The organism is Nitrospirota bacterium (assembly GCA_016212215.1).
In the GTDB taxonomy this organism is placed as follows: Bacteria; Nitrospirota; 9FT-COMBO-42-15; order HDB-SIOI813; family HDB-SIOI813; genus JACRGV01.
Map to the genome: position 1 here is coordinate 13414 of JACRGV010000012.1, position 18885 is coordinate 32298.

General features: G+C 43.6%; 16 protein-coding genes and 1 tRNA gene. 6 read left to right on the forward strand and 11 right to left on the reverse strand.

Going from position 1 to position 18885, the window contains the following annotated elements; translation table 11 throughout:
* Positions 1 to 110 precede the first annotated feature (110 nt).
* Entirely contained in the window at positions 111 to 2939 is a 2829-nt protein-coding gene (locus tag HZA08_01645; protein ID MBI5192126.1) for an FG-GAP repeat protein, read from the forward strand.
* Between the two features lies 1 nt (position 2940).
* Complete coding sequence (locus tag HZA08_01650) at positions 2941 to 3603, forward strand: tetratricopeptide repeat protein (GenBank protein MBI5192127.1); 663 nt, start codon at positions 2941 to 2943, stop codon at positions 3601 to 3603.
* Here HZA08_01650 and HZA08_01655 read toward each other — a convergent pair.
* The 9 genes from HZA08_01655 to HZA08_01695 all read right to left on the reverse strand — a co-directional run bounded on the left by HZA08_01655 (position 3600) and on the right by HZA08_01695 (position 14314).
* Positions 3600 to 4151, reverse strand: a complete 552-nt coding sequence (locus HZA08_01655; protein MBI5192128.1) for a Uma2 family endonuclease — start codon at positions 4149 to 4151, stop codon at positions 3600 to 3602. The two genes, HZA08_01650 and HZA08_01655, sit on opposite strands and share 4 nt — an antisense overlap.
* 135 nt (positions 4152 to 4286) lie before the next feature.
* Positions 4287 to 5903, reverse strand: a complete 1617-nt coding sequence (locus tag HZA08_01660) for a glutamate--tRNA ligase (protein ID MBI5192129.1) — start codon at positions 5901 to 5903, stop codon at positions 4287 to 4289.
* Positions 5904 to 6206: 303 nt separating this feature from the next.
* Positions 6207 to 6794, reverse strand: a complete 588-nt coding sequence (locus HZA08_01665) for a hypothetical protein (GenBank protein ID MBI5192130.1) — start codon at positions 6792 to 6794, stop codon at positions 6207 to 6209.
* Between the two features lie 185 nt (positions 6795 to 6979).
* Positions 6980 to 7582, reverse strand: coding sequence for an OmpA family protein (locus HZA08_01670; GenBank protein MBI5192131.1), 603 nt, complete (start codon positions 7580 to 7582; stop codon positions 6980 to 6982).
* Positions 7583 to 7865: 283 nt separating this feature from the next.
* The gene (locus HZA08_01675) at positions 7866 to 8225 is read right to left on the reverse strand and encodes a hypothetical protein (protein MBI5192132.1); all 360 of its coding nucleotides are present in this window, start codon (positions 8223 to 8225) and stop codon (positions 7866 to 7868) included.
* A complete protein-coding gene (locus HZA08_01680; GenBank protein ID MBI5192133.1) occupies positions 8203 to 10044 on the reverse strand; it encodes an ATP citrate lyase in 1842 nt (613 codons plus the stop codon). Before HZA08_01680 ends, HZA08_01675 begins: the two co-directional genes overlap by 23 nt.
* Before the next feature lie 30 nt (positions 10045 to 10074).
* Complete coding sequence (locus HZA08_01685; GenBank protein ID MBI5192134.1) at positions 10075 to 11271, reverse strand: ATP citrate lyase; 1197 nt, start codon at positions 11269 to 11271, stop codon at positions 10075 to 10077.
* Positions 11272 to 11558: 287 nt separating this feature from the next.
* Positions 11559 to 11966, reverse strand: a complete 408-nt coding sequence (locus tag HZA08_01690; protein ID MBI5192135.1) for a DUF2294 domain-containing protein — start codon at positions 11964 to 11966, stop codon at positions 11559 to 11561.
* A 116-nt stretch (positions 11967 to 12082) separates the two neighbouring features.
* Entirely contained in the window at positions 12083 to 14314 is a 2232-nt protein-coding gene (locus tag HZA08_01695; GenBank protein ID MBI5192136.1) for an NADP-dependent isocitrate dehydrogenase, read from the reverse strand.
* 369 nt (positions 14315 to 14683) lie between these two features.
* On the opposite strand from HZA08_01695, the gene HZA08_01700 reads away from it, so the two are divergent.
* A tRNA-Met gene (locus HZA08_01700) sits at positions 14684 to 14760 on the forward strand.
* A 15-nt stretch (positions 14761 to 14775) separates the two neighbouring features.
* Here HZA08_01700 and HZA08_01705 read toward each other — a convergent pair.
* Together HZA08_01705 and HZA08_01710 are read right to left on the reverse strand one after the other, a co-directional pair.
* Entirely contained in the window at positions 14776 to 15882 is a 1107-nt protein-coding gene (locus HZA08_01705; protein MBI5192137.1) for a site-specific integrase, read from the reverse strand.
* On the reverse strand, positions 15848 to 16732 hold the full coding sequence (locus HZA08_01710; protein MBI5192138.1) for a hypothetical protein: 885 nt from the start codon (positions 16730 to 16732) through the stop codon (positions 15848 to 15850). The genes HZA08_01705 and HZA08_01710 overlap by 35 nt, the downstream gene beginning before the upstream one ends.
* Positions 16733 to 16809: 77 nt before the next feature.
* Between HZA08_01710 and HZA08_01715 the strand changes: the two genes are divergently transcribed.
* From HZA08_01715 to HZA08_01725, 3 genes are all read left to right on the forward strand, one after another.
* On the forward strand, positions 16810 to 16998 hold the full coding sequence (locus HZA08_01715) for an excisionase family DNA-binding protein (protein ID MBI5192139.1): 189 nt from the start codon (positions 16810 to 16812) through the stop codon (positions 16996 to 16998).
* Complete coding sequence (locus HZA08_01720; protein ID MBI5192140.1) at positions 16995 to 18446, forward strand: AAA family ATPase; 1452 nt, start codon at positions 16995 to 16997, stop codon at positions 18444 to 18446. Before HZA08_01715 ends, HZA08_01720 begins: the two co-directional genes overlap by 4 nt.
* 97 nt (positions 18447 to 18543) lie before the next feature.
* The coding region (locus tag HZA08_01725) for a hypothetical protein (GenBank protein MBI5192141.1) at positions 18544 to 18885 on the forward strand (342 nt) is incomplete at its 3' end.

Consider the following 18885-nt stretch of genomic DNA (forward strand, 5'->3'; position numbering starts at 1 on the left):
GTTAATATTCTTAGTATTATTAATTAGCAATTTTAATTAGCAATTTTCATGCCTGCTTTAAAAACTGACTGGTAATGGTATGAAACTTGCTAATATCAACTAAGGTATTTATGAAATCAGGAAATTTAATATTAAAACATCTTATATTGATGTTCGCTATTTTTCTTGTTGCGGGATGCGGCGGGAAGACATCAACAACCACTAACGATGACAACAATAGTGGGAATAATAACAGTACGCATGGGACAAACCTCTCTGAAACTTCTACCAAATCTTCCAATCCAAAAATAACATCAGACTCTTCGGGTAATGTTTATGTTACATGGGAAGAGGCTTCTTCCGGCTCAATTACAGAGTTATACCTTGCTGACTCAGCAAATTCCGGCAATACTTTCAGCAAACGTAACCTTAATAAAACAGCTAACTGTAATATAAACGGCCATGCAGGAGATATAAGTGTTGCAACAGCCGGCAATGGTTCACCATATACGGTGTGGACCGAAGACTGGGGTTCTATCGGTAAAAATATTAAATTTTACGACAATAAATCTTCTTCAAGTTGTAAACCACTCTCTTATCTCGCAAGGGATGCAGCCTCTCCAATGATCAAGGCCGACAGTAACAGTCAATTGCATGTAGTATGGGAAGAGGATATGGGAGATCAGAAGAGGGATATCTTCTTCCGCCACTCTGATAATGGAGGGACTGATTTTATTCCATCAACTGATGCTGAACCTCTGAATATTTCAAACACAGCATCAGACTCAAGCGACCCTATGCTTGGAGTCTTGGAGGGGACACTTAATTCAGATATTGATATAGTTTGGGTTGAAGGCACTGAAGGGAACAGAAATATATCAATAGCCTCATCCAATGACAGTGGTACAAGTTTTTCCACCCCGCATAATGTTTCAAACACATTAACTGATTCTAACTGCCCGGTAATAAATGTTACTTCCGGCGGAACAATTTATATTGCATTTAAAGGAGACTCAGGTATTTATTTTACAAGGAGACAGTCTTATGAATCATTAATCCCTGCCCCTATAAAAATCTCCCCAGGCTCATCTTCACCGTCCTGCCCTGAGATGGGCGTAGGCTCTAACGGTGCAATTTATACTGTATGGTCCGACAGCGGTGAGATATGGGCGGCCATATCAACTGATGCGGGGCACTCATTTACCGTTCCTAAAAATATCTCAACTTCTACAGGGCAATCTTCTTCACCAAAGTTGGCATTGGATGGAAACTATCTCAATCTAATATGGGTTGAAGAGGCCATAGGAAACGGAGACATCTACTTTTCAGGATCTATTGACAATGGAAAGACCTTTTCATCCCCGAGAAACATATCTAATTCTTCTGAAAAGTCAGGTTCACCTGCTATAGCAACAGATGCAAAAAAATATATTTATGCTGCATGGGCGGAAGGTGAAGAGGGAAGTGAAGATATATATTTTGTAAGGGATAACGGGGCACGGGATATTTCCAAAAGTGCAAAGAAGACCTTAGCACAGTTTATGGATATAAACGGTGACGGCAAGAGCGACATTCTGATAGGGGCACCATCAGATAAAGACGGCAGTGTTATTGGTAAGGTTTACCTCTTCTTTAGTAACTCAATGGCATTAAAACTTAATGGTTCTGATATTCTGACCACTTCTGCTGACTTAACATTTTCTGAAGCCTCTGCAGGGGAGCAATTCGGTTTTTCAACTGCCATAGCAGGGGATATAAACGGAGACGGCTATGCAGATATTATTACAGGCGCCCCATACACAAATGACAATGCGGATAACAGCGGCACAGTTTATATATATTACGGCAATCAATCCTCATCAATGGACAATACTGCTGATGTCAGGATAAAGGGCCTTGAGGTTAATGATCTGGCAGGCTTTTCTGTTTCGTCAGCCGGTGATGTAAATAATGACGGATTTGACGACATAATTATAGGTCTGCCGGAGAAATACTCAAACGGTTCCACCCCTTACTCAGGGACAGCAGTTATTTTTTATGGCGGGCCGATTATGGGGATTAAGGCTAACTATCCTGAACTGACACTTAATGATGCTGATGTTGTCTTAAAAGGTGAGAAAGCACTGGACAAGTTTGGGACTACTGTTGCAAGGGCCGGAGATTTTAACTATGACGGATATGATGATGTAATAGTAGGGGCGCCTTATGCGGACGGCACAGACGGCTATAACAGGGGACGTGCATATATATTCTTTGGCGGTACAGATATGAATGTTTCTGCTGACGTCAGGATAACAGGCAGTAATGATAATGATAAGATTGCAGCCGGCCTGTCAGGCGGCGGGGATGTTGATGGAGACGGGTACTCTGATGTAATTATCGGGGCACCTGAGGCTGATACTGACACAGGCGTTAACAGGGGCAAGGTTTATATATTTTATGGACTCGATATGAGTGATGGTGAATTAAAAGATATTACAATTGGTGCCGACTCTTCTGGAGTGAAGATGACTGTACTTACAGGAAATACAGACCATGAGTTCCTTGGGACATCTGTTGGAAATGCCGGTGATACAAACGGTGACACTTATGATGATATTGCAGCCGGTGGAAAGTATATGGGGACTGATACAACATTCAGAGGAAAAGCTTATGTATATTATGGATGGCCTTCTATGGACGCTGTAGATACATCACCTGATGTTACTTTCAGTGCTGAGCACCAAGAAGACCGGTTCGGAAATGCAGTTGCCGGTGCAGGGGATGTTAATGGAGATGGTTATTATGATGTAGTTGTCGGGGCATACCTTTCAGACGGCAGCGGAACATCATTCAATGACAGGGGAAGGACATACTTGTACACAGGAGGAACCCCGAATCCTGATTCCACCGCAGATATTACCTTTACAGGAACCATTGACAACGGATGGTCCGGGTATTCGCTATACAAGATTCAGTAATATGAACCGGCGTAATATACTGCAATTTATTATATTTCTAATATTCTTAACGATTGTACCCTCTGTTTATTCAGAAGTTACAGATGTACATTTCCTGCGCGGCCGCACTTATCTGTTAGAAGGGAATGAGGTGGATGCATTAAAAGAGTTTGATAAGGCTGTTGAGATAAACAAGGCAGTTAAAGAAAAACTCTCTTCTGAATATTACAACGCAGGGATAGTGCTTATCAAGGACCCCAAGAAGGCGCACATAGGTCTGCATTATTTAATTAATTATCTGATCGAGAATAAGAAAAAGGGGCCGGAGATAGCTGTCCTTTTGCACACTGAGGGGCTTAACATGATTAGCAGTAATAAATATATTGCCCATATCATGCTGAAAAAGGTTTTGGAACTGAAACCGGAATTAGGAAAAGATGAGGGATTTTATCTGGATTATGATGTCAGGAGCGCAAACAAGCCGGATGATGTTATAAAAGGCGGCGAAGACTTTGTTGTGAGATTCCCAAGAAGTAGTTTTGTGCCGGAGGTGTTATACATGATAGGGGATGCCCATTATAACCTTCAGAATCCGCAGGAGGGCAGGAAGTATTTCAAAGAGGCCGCAGATACATTTCCGGATACAGAGTGGGGGAAGAAGGCGGCAAAGCGGTTGAAAAACTAAAATATTTCTTTAAGAGGGATACGTAGTCCTTGCAAAATCACTGATTCTATCACATCATCCTGTGCATAGCTTTTCTTCAAATCAAATTGTTCATTATTCAGAATAAATAACTCTACTGTCTTTTCCTGCGGGTCTGCAATCCAGTATTCTTTGACGCCATATTTTGCGTAGATTCTTTTCTTGTTTATGAGGTCTCTATCTGCTGTTGAAGGTGACAGTATCTCAACGATAAGGTCAGGGGCGCCTTTTATATTGGCATCTGCAATAATACCTGAGTTTTGTTTTGAGATGAAAAGTATATCAGGTTCAAAGACATTTTCATCCCCAAGAACTACATCGCATGGCGCATAGAAAACAGTACCAAGTTCCTTATCCTTTACATAACTCCTAATCAGAGCATTAATATTTCCACTTATTATCTGATGCCGGATATTTGGTGCAGGGGACATTAATAAATCTCCATCAATAAGTTCATAACGTACATCATCAGGAGTCTTCATATAATCTTCATAAGTATACCGTGTCTTTTCTTTGAATCGGGTCGCCATAAAACCCTCCCACCCCTCAACGTTCCCCTCTCCCCTGAGGGGAGAGGGCAGGGTAAGGGGAAATCCTTGTCATTCCCGAAGTTTTTTATCGGGAATCTGTTTGTTAAAATATATTAACGGGTTGCGGCTGGGGTGTCAAGAAAGCCTTGCTATCGCCTGTTTGAGACGGTAAATAACTTTCTCTTTCCCAAGTATATCAATGACCTCAAATATACCCGGACTGACAGTTCGACCGGTAAGGGCAACACGAAGGGGCTGGGCAACCTGCCCCATCTTTACCCCTTTTGCTTCCATAATTGATTTGAATAAAGCGTCTATATTCTCAGATGAAAATCCCCCCCTTTTTTCAAGGGGGGGCATGGGGGGGTTATTTTCGAGTACATGGTTAGGAAGTTCTTCCAGTCCCTTTAGGACAAGCTCAAGTGTTTCTTTATTAGATTGTATCAGGAATTTCTTTGCAGCCTCAGGATCAATCTCAACATCATCGAGGAAGAAATACCTCGCTGCGTTAGCCATCTCTACAAGGGTACGACAACGTTCACGTAAGGAGATTATGACCTTGGATAGCCATGCTTCATCCTGAACCCCATCCCCACCCCTGCCCTCCCCTTGAAGGGGAGGGAGAACAACAGCACGAGCACCTTCTCCGAATCTCCCCTCCCCTTGCGGGAGGGGATTAAGGGGAGGGGGGCTTTGACGTAAGTCTACCTCATCTATACCCTCTCCCCTTGCGGGAGAGGGGTAGGGTGAGGGGGACATAAGACCTTCCTTTACAAGAAATGGTTTTAGACGTTTTATAATATCTTTTGTTTCCAGATGTGCTATGTAATGGCTGTTCAGCCAGAGTAATTTCTCAGGATTAAATACTGCGGCTGACTTTCCCACGTGCTCAAGTGAGAATTTTTCTATCAACTCTTCAAGGCTGAAGACCTCCTGGTCTTTGTATGACCAGCCGAGGCGTACTAGGTAATTCACCATCGCCTCCGGCAGGTAACCCATATCCTCATAAGCAGTGACTGCCGTTGCCCCATGCCTCTTGGAAAGCCTTGTCTTGTCCGGCCCAAGTATCATCGGCAAGTGCGCAAACTGCGGTATTTCATATCCGAATGCGTGATAGAGTTGTATCTGCCTTGGTGTGTTATTCAGGTGGTCATCGCCCCGAATTACATGGCTTATCTGCATATCAGCATCGTCTACTACTACACAAAGATTATAAGTAGGCCAGCCGTCAGACCGCATGATAATGAGGTCATCAAGCTGAGCATTTTCATACACAACCCTACCCTTAACTATGTCGTTTACTACAATCTGACCTTCCACAGGCGCCTTAAAACGCACTGCGTGCGGCCTGTCCGGTACCGGCTCTGTGATTGTCCTGCACCTGCCGTCATACTTAGGGATTCGCTTTTCAGCAAGTGCCTGTTTCCTCCGCTCTTCAAGCTCTTCAGAAGTACAGTAACAGTTGTATGCATTTCCTTCGTCAATCAGTCTTTTGACATGGCTTTTATAAAGCTCCATTCGTTCAGTCTGACGATACGGGCCTTCATCCCAGTTAAGCCCAAGCCAGTGCATTCCATCAATAATAGCCTTAATGGATTCGTCCGTAGAACGCCCCTGGTCAGTATCTTCAATGCGAAGCATAAATACACCTTTATTGTGGCGGGCAAACAGATAATTAAATAAAGCAGTCCTAACACCGCCTATATGCAGATAGCCCGTTGGGCTTGGAGCAAATCTAACGCGAACTGTCATTTATAATTCCCTTTCTCAGTGTTTAATCCTGAAATAACCCCATCCCCACCCTAACCCTCCCCTTGAAGGGGAGGGAATCGAGTTTTTTGCTAACCCACACCCTTGAAGGGGAGGTAATCAAAATTGATGCTAACCCTCACTCTTGAAGGAGATAGGGAATAAACATTAGCCACCCTCTCCCTCAGGGAGAGGGTCAGGGTGAGGGTGGGGTTGTGTCATACTTGGTAAATAGTACTTACTTCTTACTTCTTACTTCTTAATTCTTGCTTCTTGCTTCTTACTTCTTGCCTCTGCTCACTCTCTTCATTCCTTCCACTTCGTAGCAATCACGTGATTTATAGCATCAGTCAGTGTATCATTGATTGCATTCTGCATTACTGACGGTGTAAATAAAACAACCTTAGGCTCTGACTGACTCTGTACGTTCATGGTAAAACCGGTTTTATCATCTACCTTATATATCTTCATCTTCATGCGTACATCCACCTTGATATTGGTGCGTCCTGTCTTTGCAATTGCGTAGGCCCACAGGTAATCTATCTTTCCGGACAATACTATATTAGGAGGACTCTGTTTTATGGCCTCAGGGTCAGTGCCTGGTTTTAATATTTCTGTTTGATAGCCTTTTATTTTTAATGCCCTGACAAGTGCCTGAGTTACAGCATCACTGACGGGTGATGGATTTGACTCGAAGTTATCAATCTTTCCCATCAGTCTTTTACTCTTGCCGATCATCCTCTTTTCAGTCCGCGCATCCTCAAAAGGTATAACCGCAATCCGTTCCTGCTCCTGCTTTACCGCAACAGCTTCAGACAACGGAGGGGCGTACGCAAGGTCAATGACATAAGTTACAGGAGGGGTACAACCTGAGAATATTATGGGTACAAGCAAAGTACATATGAGGAACAAACTAACTAAGGATGTTGAAAATAAAACCCCCTCACCCGGACCCTCTCCCGCCGGGGGAGAGGGTGCTACGTTTATTCCCCCTCCCTTGACGGGAGGGGGGTAGGGGGAGGGTGAGCAACGATAATTCTCGTCTGATAATAATTGAATAAATTTAATAATCTTCATATTCATTCCGCCAGAACGAAATGTGCACGCCGGTTCTGTTGCCAGCAATCTTCACTGTGTTCTGCACAGAATGGTTTTTCTTTTCCAAAGGTAATTACAGATATTCTTGTTGAATCTATCCCAAGACTGGAAAGGTACTTTTTTGCTGATACTGCCCTTCGTTCGCCTAATGCGAGATTATAGTCTGTGGTACCCCGCTCATCTGCATGTCCTTCAACAACAAGGTTCTTAAAGCCTATCTTTCTAAGTACAGTAGAGTTGTGATTAAGCGTCTCTACTCCGTCTTCTCTTATGATATACCTGTCAAAATCAAAAAACACGTCACCCACCCCTTTTTCAGAAGCAGGTGTACGTCCGGATGTTATGTCACCGGATTCTCCACTTTTCCCATTTCCGCGTATGACATCAGGCTGTGGTACAGGCGGCTCTGCAACTGTTTCATAAACCGGAGAAGGTTCCGACGGCAGTAATCCCTGCTCCGGCTTCTCAATCTCTTTTATATCTGTAGTAGATACCTTCTTAGTGCAGCCGCTTGCGATTATCATAATGGGTACGACAAGAAACGCAATGCTAATCATAATCTTTGATATTATCCGTATTTTCATCCGAAAATCCCTTCCGGCGGGACAAGAAAACCCCGCCTATCCATATCTACGAGGATAGGCGGGACTTTCTTGTCCCGCTGATTTTTATGCCCCTTTGTGAAACCCCGTTTCATGACGGTTCACCTGAATATAACCCCATCCCCACCCTAACCCTCCCCTTGAAGGGGAGGGAATAAGCTCTGCCCCCTCTCCCTCAGGGAGAGCTGCAATTAAATTCCTTCCAAATCCCTCCCCCCTCTTTTGCGGGGGGAGGCAGGAGGGGGGATCAGGGTGAGGGTGGGGTTCACTTTGCCCTCTTTATCCTTATGCTCTTTGCTATTAATGCCAGCGGCTCTCTGAGGTAATGCATGGATACATCGTCACCCTGCACTACCTCTGAAAGAACTGCATGTTTTCCATCAACTGTTATCTCAGTGTCGCTGTTGACCTGTGCACCTACTGTAATGTCCTGCCCCTTCCATGTTTTGGAGGTTATTACAATAGTATTAGGTATGGCATTAGTATTTACAGCAACTACTGTCCCTGATACCCATCTCTTTATCGCTGCCTGCCCCTTTTCATCAAGTGCATGGGCATACATAACAACTGCGAATTGCAGTATCAATAGAAGTAATAATACATCATACCTCCACAGCCTTCTCAATCGGCGGAACCTCCCTCTTTGGTTCAGTTGCATACTTAGCAAGGTATGGATGCAGACGGATCAGACGTGCACCCTGCTGTTTCTGATCTATCCAGTGCCCAATCAGGCCCATAGTACGTGCAAGGATGAAGAACCCGTTCAGGCTCTCAACCGGGAACCCGAGGTCAAGCAATACCACTGCAATAGTACCGTCCACGTTCAGGATCAGATTTTCTTTTTTCGTTGTAGTTATCTTTTCTACCTCAAGTGCAAAATCAAGATGAGGAAGCGGACGTCCAAGACTCTTTGCAAAAGAGACAAGCTCTTTAACCCTCTTGTCCGGATTTTTAACGCTCTTCACCCTGTGACCAATTCCAGGGACAGGCCCCCAGTTTGCCTTCATGTATGTAAGAAATTCTTCAACACCCATGTTATTTTCTATGGCATACTTAAACCACCTTCCGGCATCTGTAACTGCACCTCCGAAACGCGGGCCTATCATTGTTATGCCTGATGCAACTGCCTGTGCCATCGGTATGTCTGCACACGAGGCAAGTATTGTTGCAAGTGCACCGCTGACGCATGGGCCGTGGTCTGCCGACAGCATCAATATACGTTTAATAAGTTCCGCCTCATCTGCTGAAATAAGCCGTTTCGTCCAGAGCAGTCCAATAACATGCGGAATATCATACCCATTGTTGATAAGTTCTGAGGCAGGATAACCCACATACATCGGTTCATCGCCCCTGTCATCACATATAGTTGATTTTAACAGCGGAGGCAGTACAACCTCACCGGTCTTTATGGCCTCTTCTATTGACTTGGGCCATTTTGCCAATTGATCTACAGGGATCTCTTTAACAGGAGTTATCACACCCTGTGCAAGCAATTCCTCATAAGTCTGCTTTATTGCAGGCCCGAGTGCACCATAAGTCTTTGGAACTATCGCACCTGCATTCTTTAATGCCTCTGCCTTACTCCTTGCACTTCCTTCACCTCTCTGCCCCTCTTTGGCACCTGCATGACCGAACTTCATTCCCTTAGGCAGAACCTCCTGACAGAAGCCTGACACTATTGCAAGCAGTTTTATCCTGCGTTTTTTAGCCCCATACCACTCCCCTGCCTTTTCTTCTAATGTACCCCCCATCTCTCCGACGATAACAACGGCCTTTGTCTCAGGGTCATTCTCAAACATCTCAAGGTATGATACGTAATCCGTTCCGGGATAAGCATCCCCGCCGATTCCAACAGCGGTTGTGATACCGTCTGCAAACTGACTGCATATCCATATAATCTCATTCAGCAGTCCGCCGGACTTTGTTATTACACCAAATGAACCCGGGCGGTGGAGCTTAGAGAGTATCAGGTTTTCATAAGACCCGCCGACAACCCCAAGCCTGCACTTGCCTGCTGAAAAGATTCCGATTGATGAAGGACCGTTGAACACCTTTCCAAGTTTCTTTGCCTCTTTTGATAGGATTTTGGCATCCTTCTCAGGAACGCCTTCTGTAATCATTGATACTACCTTAATCTTTTCATCCTTCAGTGCCTCAAGTGCACCGGCAAGCGCCCTGTTAGGTGCAATATAAACGAGTGTAGTATTAATCTCAGGAAATGTCTTTGTGGCCTCTGCAACACTGGAAAAGATCGGTACTGCAAGCATCTCACTGCCAAAAGGAATTTCCGCAGTCTTTCCGGCATCAGGCGGGAATACAAATGCCTTAACATTGAAAGGTTTCTTAATGAGATAAGAAAACTCAGCCATACGCCGGGCGGCATTAACACCTGCCGGACCGCCCTGAATAACAACCCTTGTATTATCATCAGCGACTATACTCATGGTTTTTCTCTCCTTCTTTTATTTGAATTATTAATTACCCTTAAGGGCATAGTCAACAATATCTGTAAGCGGTGTATATCTGTCAAAGACATGAATATTGAAGCCTTCCTGCTCCAGCGCCCTCATTGCCTCAAGCCCCTCTTTTTCATAAGGCCCGCCGCGTCTCACCCAGATATGCACGTCTTTTAATTTGCCTTTTGCCTTAACATTCCTGAACCCTGCAATAATGCCTGCGAATGTCTTCTTAACATTTGTAAAATTTGCGATAGCGCCGCCGACAATTATGTGTTTAAGATCAGGAAGTGAGGCAACCCTTTCGGTAAGTGCCTCAACAGCCCAGTCTTGCGGGTCTCCTGAGTATTCAGCATAGTTTGCAATCTTGCCGCCCTGTGCAACTATTGCATCTGCATAATAAACGCTTGCTCCGCCGCCTGCAGGAAGCAATGCAATGTTTCCGCCCGGGATTTCGATAAACTTTACTGACCCTTTTATCCTTGAATCAATCTCCATAATCTCACGCTCCGGCTCTGTGTAAGGCCTGCCGAATTCAGAAGCGAATGTGAAATTCCAGTCAGGATGCCTGAACCTTGAATCTGCATCAAGCATTGTCACCATATCAAGTGCAATGAGTTCACCGTCTGATGTTATAGAAAGCGGATTTATCTCAAGATACTGTGCATCCTCCTGTTCATAACATTGAAAAAGTTTCCGTGCAAATGCCGCAACCTTTCCAACTAAATCACCGGTAAAACCGGATTCTTTAGCCAGATCCTCTAATGAACCATTTGTTGGGGACTCACCGACCTCCACTGACATTCGTTTTATATCCTGCCATCTGGACTCAACCTCAATACCACCGAAGTTGGCCATCAGTATGTCAGCCCCTTCTCTTGTGGACTTTACTGCAAGGTAATATTCCACTTCATGCGGCACCATCTCGCCGATGATAACCTGAGAAATTGTCATTGTGCCGACCGACCTTCCGAGTATCTCCTTAACCGCCCCTTTTGCACCTTTCAGGTCAAGGTCAACCTTCACCAGCCCTAACTTCATCCTGCTCCCTATTGCCTCATGGGCCTTTGCAACCAGCTTGCTTTCCCTAAGCCACGCATTTGCCTTTGACAGGTGTTCAAGCTGTTCAAGAGAGGTAACAACAATATGATTCGGAACCTTCATCCCCCATTTCTCAAGGAGATCCATACCGGGACCTTCTAATACCTTTGCCATATCCTTTCTCCTTTCTTTAATACTTATGTGAATCTGTTAAGTGAGCAGTAAGCGGTTAGCAGTAAGCAGAAAACCCTTCCTCATTACTTGCTGCATCCTTCTAACTTCTGACTTCTTGATTCTTGCTTCTTACTGTTTACTGCTTACTGTTCACTGGTTACTGGTTTTATACTATTTATGCAACAAATTTGTCAAGAAAAAGTTGCAGTAAAACCCCATCCCCACCCTAACCCTCCACTTGAAGGGGAGGGAAAGCTTCTACCTTCAGCCTATCTGCCTATTACCTTTTACTTATTCCCTATCTTCTCCACCCGTTCCGACAGGGTAAACATTATAACCCTCTCCCCCGTATGTGTACTTATATCAGTATGCAGGCTTATAACATCTACGCCTGTAATATCTCCAATAACCCTTGCCAGTAAATCCTTTGCACTCTCAAGCATAGTGGCCCTGACCTTTTTTATGAGGTCTCTTCCTTCCTGTGTCTTGGTCAGGTGCTTTTCTGCATCAGTAAGCACGCCTTTCAACCTTACAAGAATAATGTCATCAACAATATATGTCTTTGTCTCTTTTGGTCCACGGCCCATATATTCAAGCTCAAACTTTGTGATGGCATTGCTTATCTCTGCTTCCATCTGTCCTTTACTTTTCACTCTCGTCCTCCTCTGCTTTATCAAATCACCTCCTTTATACATGGAATAATAAAAAAAGCCAATAGCAATCTTTTAAACTGATTACTATTGGCTTACCTTTCTGCACGGGATTCTTCATTTATCAATGAAGAATCCCTTTCAGCAATGTCTGCCTTTAATTAAACAATAGACGCCAACGCTTTGTTGAATGTTGCGCTTGGACGCATTGCCTGCGAGGTCTTTGCCTGATCAGGATGATAATAGCCGCCTATATCAACGGGTTTACCCTGAGCAGCAAGCAGCTCTCCGGCAATCTTAGCCTCATTATCTGCAAGTTCCTTTGCTAATCCGGAAAAATGTTCCTTTAGCTCTTTATCATCATCTTGTGCCGCAAGTGCCTGTGCCCAGTATAAAGTGAGATAAAAATGACTTCCACGGTTATCTATCTCACCCACCTTACGGGCAGGTGACTTGTTGCTATCCAGAAACTTGCCGTTTGCCTGATCCAGTGTTGTTGCAAGAACCTGAGCCTTCTGATTTTTGAATGTATTACTGAGATGTTCTAACGATACTGCAAATGCTAAAAATTCACCAAGTGAATCCCATCTTAAATAGCCTTCTTCAAGAAATTGCTGTACATGTTTTGGTGCAGACCCGCCAGCCCCTGTCTCAAAGAGACCGCCGCCATTCATTAGCGGGACGATAGAGAGCATTTTTGCACTTGTGCCCAGTTCAAGAATCGGGAATAGATCTGTGAGATAATCACGAAGTACATTTCCGGTAACTGATATGGTATCTTTTCCGGCTCTTATACGCTCGAGAGAAAAACGTGTAGCATCAATCGGAGACATAATGTGTATCTCTAATCCATTAGTATCATGGTCTTTCAGATATTTATTGACCTTTGCAATAATCTCCCTGTCATGTGCCCTGTTGTTGTCCAGCCAGAAAACAGCAGGTGATCCGGTAGCCCTTGCCCTGGTAACAGCCAGCTTTACCCAATCCTGAATCGGTGCATCTTTTACCTGACACATACGCCAGATATCCCCTTCTTCTACAGTCTGGTCGAGCAGAACATTTCCGGTTGCATCAACCACACGAATGGTTCCATTCCCTGGGGACTTAAATGTCTTATCGTGAGAACCGTACTCCTCTGCCTTCTGGGCCATAAGACCCACATTGGGAACGCTCCCCATTGTTGTAGGATTAAACGCACCATGTTTTTTACAATCATCTATAACGACCTGATATACACCTGCATAATTTCTGTCGGGTATCACTGCCTTGGTATCGTAAAGTTTCCCGTCACCGCCCCACATTTTACCTGATTCACGTATCATGGCCGGCATGGATGCATCAATAATCACATCACTCGGCACATGAAGATTCGTAATTCCTTTATCCGAATTTACCATTGCCACCCATGCACGATTCCCGTAACACGCACTGATGTCCGCCTCGATTTCTAATCTCTGAGCCTCGGGCAGATTCTTTATCTTATTATACAAGTCACCCAATCCATTATTGGAGTCATAACCGAGTTCCTTAATTACAGATGCATGTTTTTCAAACACATCTTTAAAAAAAACCGAAACAGCATGACCGAACATGATTGGGTCAGACACCTTCATCATTGTTGCCTTGAGGTGCAGGGAAAACAAAACGCCTTTACTTTTTGCATCCTGAATCTGCTCCTCATAGAATTTGCGTAATTCGCTGCGGCTCATGACTGCTGCATCAATAACTTCTCCTGCCTTGAGTGTTGTCTTTTCTTTGAGCACAGTAGTTTTTCCATCCTGTGCAACAAATTCAATCTTTGCCGTGCCTGCCTCTGCTACAGTGACGGACTTTTCAGTACCATAGAAATCGCCGGTGTTCATGTGTGATACGTGGGTTTTTGAGTCTGCACTCCATGCCCCCATCTTGTGCGGGTTCTTTCTTGCATAATTTTTTACTGAGAGTGCTGCCCTGCGATCAGAATTCCCTTCTCTTAAAACAGGATTCACCGCACTCCCCAACACCTTACTATATCTGGCCTTGATCTCTTTCTCTGCATCGTTAGCCGGGGACTCCGGATAATCAGGGACATTGAAACCCTGCGACTGTAATTCTTTTATAGCCGCCTTTAACTGAGGGATTGAGGCGCTGATATTCGGTAGTTTTATTATATTTGCATCAGGCTCCAATGTGAGTTCACCCAGCCATGTCAGGTCGTCAGGGATCCTTTGAGCCTCAGTTAGATTTTCCGGAAAGTTTGCGATAATTCTCCCTGCAAGAGAGATATCCTTTGCCTCAACATCAACTCCGGCTGTTTTTGTAAATGCCTGAATAATAGGAAGCAAAGAATACGTTGCTAATGCCGGTGCTTCATCAGTTTTTGTCCAGTAAATTTTTGTTTCTTGTTTTGCCATGTTTTTCTCCTCCTAAGTAGACCAAAATATTAAACTAAAAAGGCCAACACCTTCCATAAAATCCTGAATAGGATGTTGGCCTAAACTCCAGTATGCGGTCTCTATAACCGCACCCTGTCATATCTGCCGTATTTTCAATTAAAAAAGCCGATCCTAAATATTTGGGAATGTCTGACTTATAATCCGACCGGTTCCCACAAGACAATATTATATGAGAAACCTTTCAGAATATCCGCCAGTTTGAAAGGCATTGTATTAAACGTTTATATAGAAGTCAAGAAAAAAATAACACCTAATAAACACTTGACTTTAAAGACCAATTAAATATAGAATACGTCTGCATCAGGAAGCACATATTATTTTTTTTACTGCGGGGTGGAGCAGTCTGGTAGCTCGTCGGGCTCATAACCCGAAGGCCGTCGGTTCAAATCCGGCCCCCGCTACCAATTCAAATCAATGGGTTAGGAGTTTTCACCCTTCTTATAAATCTCCTCAGTGGCAGTTTTGGTGGCAGTTGCGTTTGAAAAATCCCTTCTGGATGGAGTAATTTCAGTTAAACTTTCCACAGCCTGCCATAAATGAGTTGGTGACAGATGAGCATATCGGTTAAGCATGGCAGGTGACTTCCACCCTCCAAGTGTCATTAAGGTTCTGTCATTTACCCCTTTCATGGCAAGTCTTGAAGCAAAGGTATGTCTTAAATCATGGAAGCGGAAAGGGGCAAGTCCAGCGGCCTTAATAGCCTTCTCAAAGGTCTTCCTCATTCGACTGTTATCATGTGGAAATATCCGGTCTGTCTTTCTATTCTTAAATGCTTCTGATAAGACCTCTTGTACTAAGCTATTCATGGGCATTCTATGAGCTTGTCCGTGTTTACTCTTCTTTACGGTCAAGATACCAGTATTCCAATCTATATCATCCCATGTCAAACGCAGTAATTCCCCTTGCCGTATACCTGTATTAATGGCGGTCTTAACAATAGGATGATATGTATTCGATAGGCTTTCAAATAAGGATACTTCTTGCTGGGGTGTAAGGTACCGGACAATTACATTATTAAGTTTGTATTTTTTTACCTTTGCAGCAGGGTTGACGGATAAAAGGCCGTCCCGGGAAGCCTTGTTATACATAGCCTTTATTAACTCAAGGTGATGGTTAACAGTTGCAGGGGCTTTCCCCTCTTGTTTTATTTCTGTCAATACATTCTCAATCATAGATGGTGTAATCTTTGATGCGTCCATATCCTTAAAATCAATTAACCATCTTTCAATAAGGTGATTTTCCCCTTTCGGCCTGCTATGATGAGCGGTAACAAGGGCCAGTCTATCCTTTGCAAGTTCAGAGAACATGACACGTTTACGCTCATACTTTTCAGGGAACAGGCGGCCTTCCATAGCCTCAACCTTCAACTTCTGATAAAAAGCCTTTGCGGCAGTCTTTGACCCTACCTTCCACCGGCGGCGTTGACCATCAATACTTATGTCTACCCACCAGATACCAGACCCTTTTGGTATCTCTATAATACCCTTATCCTTACCGTGTTTTCTTGCCATGATTTGAATCTCCATTTATTCTTTTTCTGTTTTGAAAATTCTGTTGTGAAACCCTGTAAGCACACCGTTTAGAGCAATACATTTTCCCTTTATGGTCTATGGTAAAAAATCTTCTGCACTTCGGATCAGCACATATAGATACAGGGGTTGTAATATCATCAAATAAAGTAGCGTATAGGGCTTGTTTTAGGTTTTTATACAATAAGCAACCTTCCAATTTACCTGTTGGCAATATGTTAAATGTTGGCTGAAGACCTTTAAGCTCATCATCAAACACTTTCTGCAAGGAGCTTTCTATGTTGTATTTTAAAAAAGAAACATCTTCAATCATTCTTTTTTCCAGTATTTTTGATTCCCTTTTTCCGAGTTCATTCAGTTGGCAGATGCACTGAAGAATATTGCCTAAACGTTCAGAATCTATTTTGAGTAAATCTTCAGATATTGTTAAAGAATGTATTAAAAATAAAAGTGCTTTCATCTTTAATATATCTTTGCAAAAATCTTTAAGAAAATACATATCTGGTGACATACCATCACATTTATTTTCAAGTGCAATTCTGCTTGCTGTATAATCTAAGCTATGTCCAATAATGTCTGGAGCAGAAGAAGGTATCCCTCTATTATTGGCATAATTCAGAAGTTCTTCTGTGTTCTCAGGGTCAAGGCTAGCAAATTCAATATAGGGCGGCACAACTTTTTTACTCTTCTTTGAGTCTTGGAGCTGTTGCCAGGGGTTATATACACCTTCAGGCTTTCCCTGATATTCCATCATTGCCATAAAACACCATTCCCCATATTCAGACTCATCAAGCTCAAACCGTTGCTTAACAAAGATTTTACTATAATACGATTTTCTATATTCCATGTTTATGCAAGATATAGTATATATAACTATTAACAATGTCAACATATAGTAACATCAAAACTAACAAGGGGGTAATTATGCAGACAAAAAAACTTTTAACGGTTGACGAAGCGGCTAATCAACTGGGGCTCAAGTCAACCACCATCCGCAGGCGGATACTTGAGAAGACTATTACAACCGTAAAAATCGGGCGGGCGGTTAGAATACCTGTTGAGGCAGTGGAAAGAATAATTGCAGCCGGTTGGCGGGAGTCGGTGGCTAAATGACAAAAACTGCAACGGGTTTTAATGCAGCGGATGTTGCTGGCATAAAAGCAAAAAATGCCAAAGACCGTAAGCTATACTTTGAGGGGCCGGATGATAAAGGGTTTGTACAATATCCTCCGGCACAGCCTGATTTGCAAACCGGCCTTGAATTGGAAACAAATTTCATCTCCTCATTATTTGCGGATACGTTAAAAGTGGTATCCCTGATGAAAGAGCTACCTGATTTTTCGTCTGATTACTTCATGGATAAGCAATATGCCTTAATCTATGACAAGATCGTAAAGAGGGTTGACAGCGGCCTTCCATGCGGATTAGAAGACATCGCAGGAGATTTGCAAGGGCAAGTAAGGGCAACAGTAATATCCGAAGCAGCCAATTACTTCCCGGGCATGAAAGACCCTCTTTTCTATGCAAGGCAGATACGAGAGGCATACCATAAAAGAACACTCTTCCGGCAGTTTCAGAAAATCAATGATAATTATGATGAGATGACACTTGAGGATGTTACAGGAGCAATCAGAAACCTTGTTGCTGAAATTCCTAAGCCTAAAAGTAACTTGTGCATGGTTAGCGCAAGCGATTTTCTTGAAATGAAATTTCCACCCCGTGAAAATCTCCTTGATCCGTGGCTGCCCACTCAAGGGTTGGCAATGCTTTATGCCATAAGGGGGTTGGGCAAGACACTTCTATCACTTTTGATTGCAGTTGTGGTGACAGGTAGCGGCAGCATACATAAATGGAGGGCACAAAGACCCCGTGGCGTCCTTTATTTAGACGGTGAGATGCCGGCAGTAGTCATGCAAGAAAGATTAGCAAGGGCGATTGAGATGATGGATTCTGAACCCGTTGCGCCTCTAAGAATTATTACCCCTGACCTTCAAGATGGCGGGATGCCTAACCTTGCGACTTGGGAAGGACAAGAGGCCATTGAACCCTATCTTGAAGGGATTGACCTGATAATTGTTGATAACATCTCAACCCTGTGCCGTGGAGGGCGGGAGAATGAGGGGGAATCTTGGGAACCTGTGCAAGGTTGGGCACTTAAACAGAGAGCACAAGGCCGATCAGTTCTGTTTGTTCACCATGCCGGCAAGGGGGGAGCACAGAGGGGCACTTCTAGGCGTGAAGATATTTTGGATACCGTTATAAACTTGAGGAGACCAGGAGATTACACACCTGACCAGGGAGCTTATTTTGAAGTGCATTTTGAGAAGTCACGGGGCATATATGGAGATAACGTTACACCGTTTGAGATGCAGTTAAAAACATTAGCGTCTAGTAAACAGCAGTGGAACTTCAAGGATATTGAGGAATCGCTGACTGAAAAAGTTGCAAGAATGCTCAATGATGGTGTTCCTCAGAATGAAATTCCTGAACTACTGAAAATTTCTAAAGGGACAGTTTCAAAGCATAAAACCAAAGCAATGAACCTTGGATTATTGATATGAAAAATATGAGTTATCCACAGTTTGTTTCCCTGTTTCCCTATAGGGGGGGGAAACTGGAAACAATTTACATCAAATTGGAAACTTGGAGGGAAACAAATTGGAAACAAAGAGCCTGAAAGCCTTAGCACTCAAGGTATTGGAAGGAAACAAGCAGGGAAACAGTAAGGAAACTTTTAGTTTCCATGATGGAAACTCAGAGGGTGTCAGTTTCCCTGAAAGTTTCCCTTCGGAAACTCAAGGAAACACTGCTTTACTTCTTGACCCTTCAGACGTAGAAAACCTTTTCAAGGTACTCAAAATGAAGCTATCAGATTTTAAGCAGGCCGGTCTACTAATCCGGATCAAGGCAGGCGTCCTTGACGGTGAGTATATATATCTTGCTTCCAGTGCAAAAGAGGCAGAGACCGGCAAGGCAGAGGGGTTGATCACATACACAGCA

Excerpts from the sequence above, each read along its gene's own strand:
- HZA08_01645 (MBI5192126.1), top strand. The coding sequence starts at position 111 with ATGAAATCAGGAAATTTAATATTAAAACATCTTATATTGATGTTCGCT.
- HZA08_01650 (MBI5192127.1), top strand. The coding sequence starts at position 2,941 with ATGAACCGGCGTAATATACTGCAATTTATTATATTTCTAATATTCTTA.
- HZA08_01655 (MBI5192128.1), bottom strand. The coding sequence starts at position 4,151 with ATGGCGACCCGATTCAAAGAAAAGACACGGTATACTTATGAAGATTAT.
- HZA08_01660 (MBI5192129.1), bottom strand. The coding sequence starts at position 5,903 with ATGACAGTTCGCGTTAGATTTGCTCCAAGCCCAACGGGCTATCTGCAT.
- HZA08_01670 (MBI5192131.1), bottom strand. The coding sequence starts at position 7,582 with ATGAAAATACGGATAATATCAAAGATTATGATTAGCATTGCGTTTCTT.
- HZA08_01680 (MBI5192133.1), bottom strand. The coding sequence starts at position 10,044 with ATGAGTATAGTCGCTGATGATAATACAAGGGTTGTTATTCAGGGCGGT.
- HZA08_01685 (MBI5192134.1), bottom strand. The coding sequence starts at position 11,271 with ATGGCAAAGGTATTAGAAGGTCCCGGTATGGATCTCCTTGAGAAATGG.
- HZA08_01690 (MBI5192135.1), bottom strand. The coding sequence starts at position 11,966 with ATGTATAAAGGAGGTGATTTGATAAAGCAGAGGAGGACGAGAGTGAAA.
- HZA08_01695 (MBI5192136.1), bottom strand. The coding sequence starts at position 14,314 with ATGGCAAAACAAGAAACAAAAATTTACTGGACAAAAACTGATGAAGCA.
- HZA08_01705 (MBI5192137.1), bottom strand. The coding sequence starts at position 15,882 with ATGGAGATTCAAATCATGGCAAGAAAACACGGTAAGGATAAGGGTATT.
- HZA08_01710 (MBI5192138.1), bottom strand. The coding sequence starts at position 16,732 with ATGGAATATAGAAAATCGTATTATAGTAAAATCTTTGTTAAGCAACGG.
- HZA08_01715 (MBI5192139.1), top strand. The coding sequence starts at position 16,810 with ATGCAGACAAAAAAACTTTTAACGGTTGACGAAGCGGCTAATCAACTG.
- HZA08_01720 (MBI5192140.1), top strand. The coding sequence starts at position 16,995 with ATGACAAAAACTGCAACGGGTTTTAATGCAGCGGATGTTGCTGGCATA.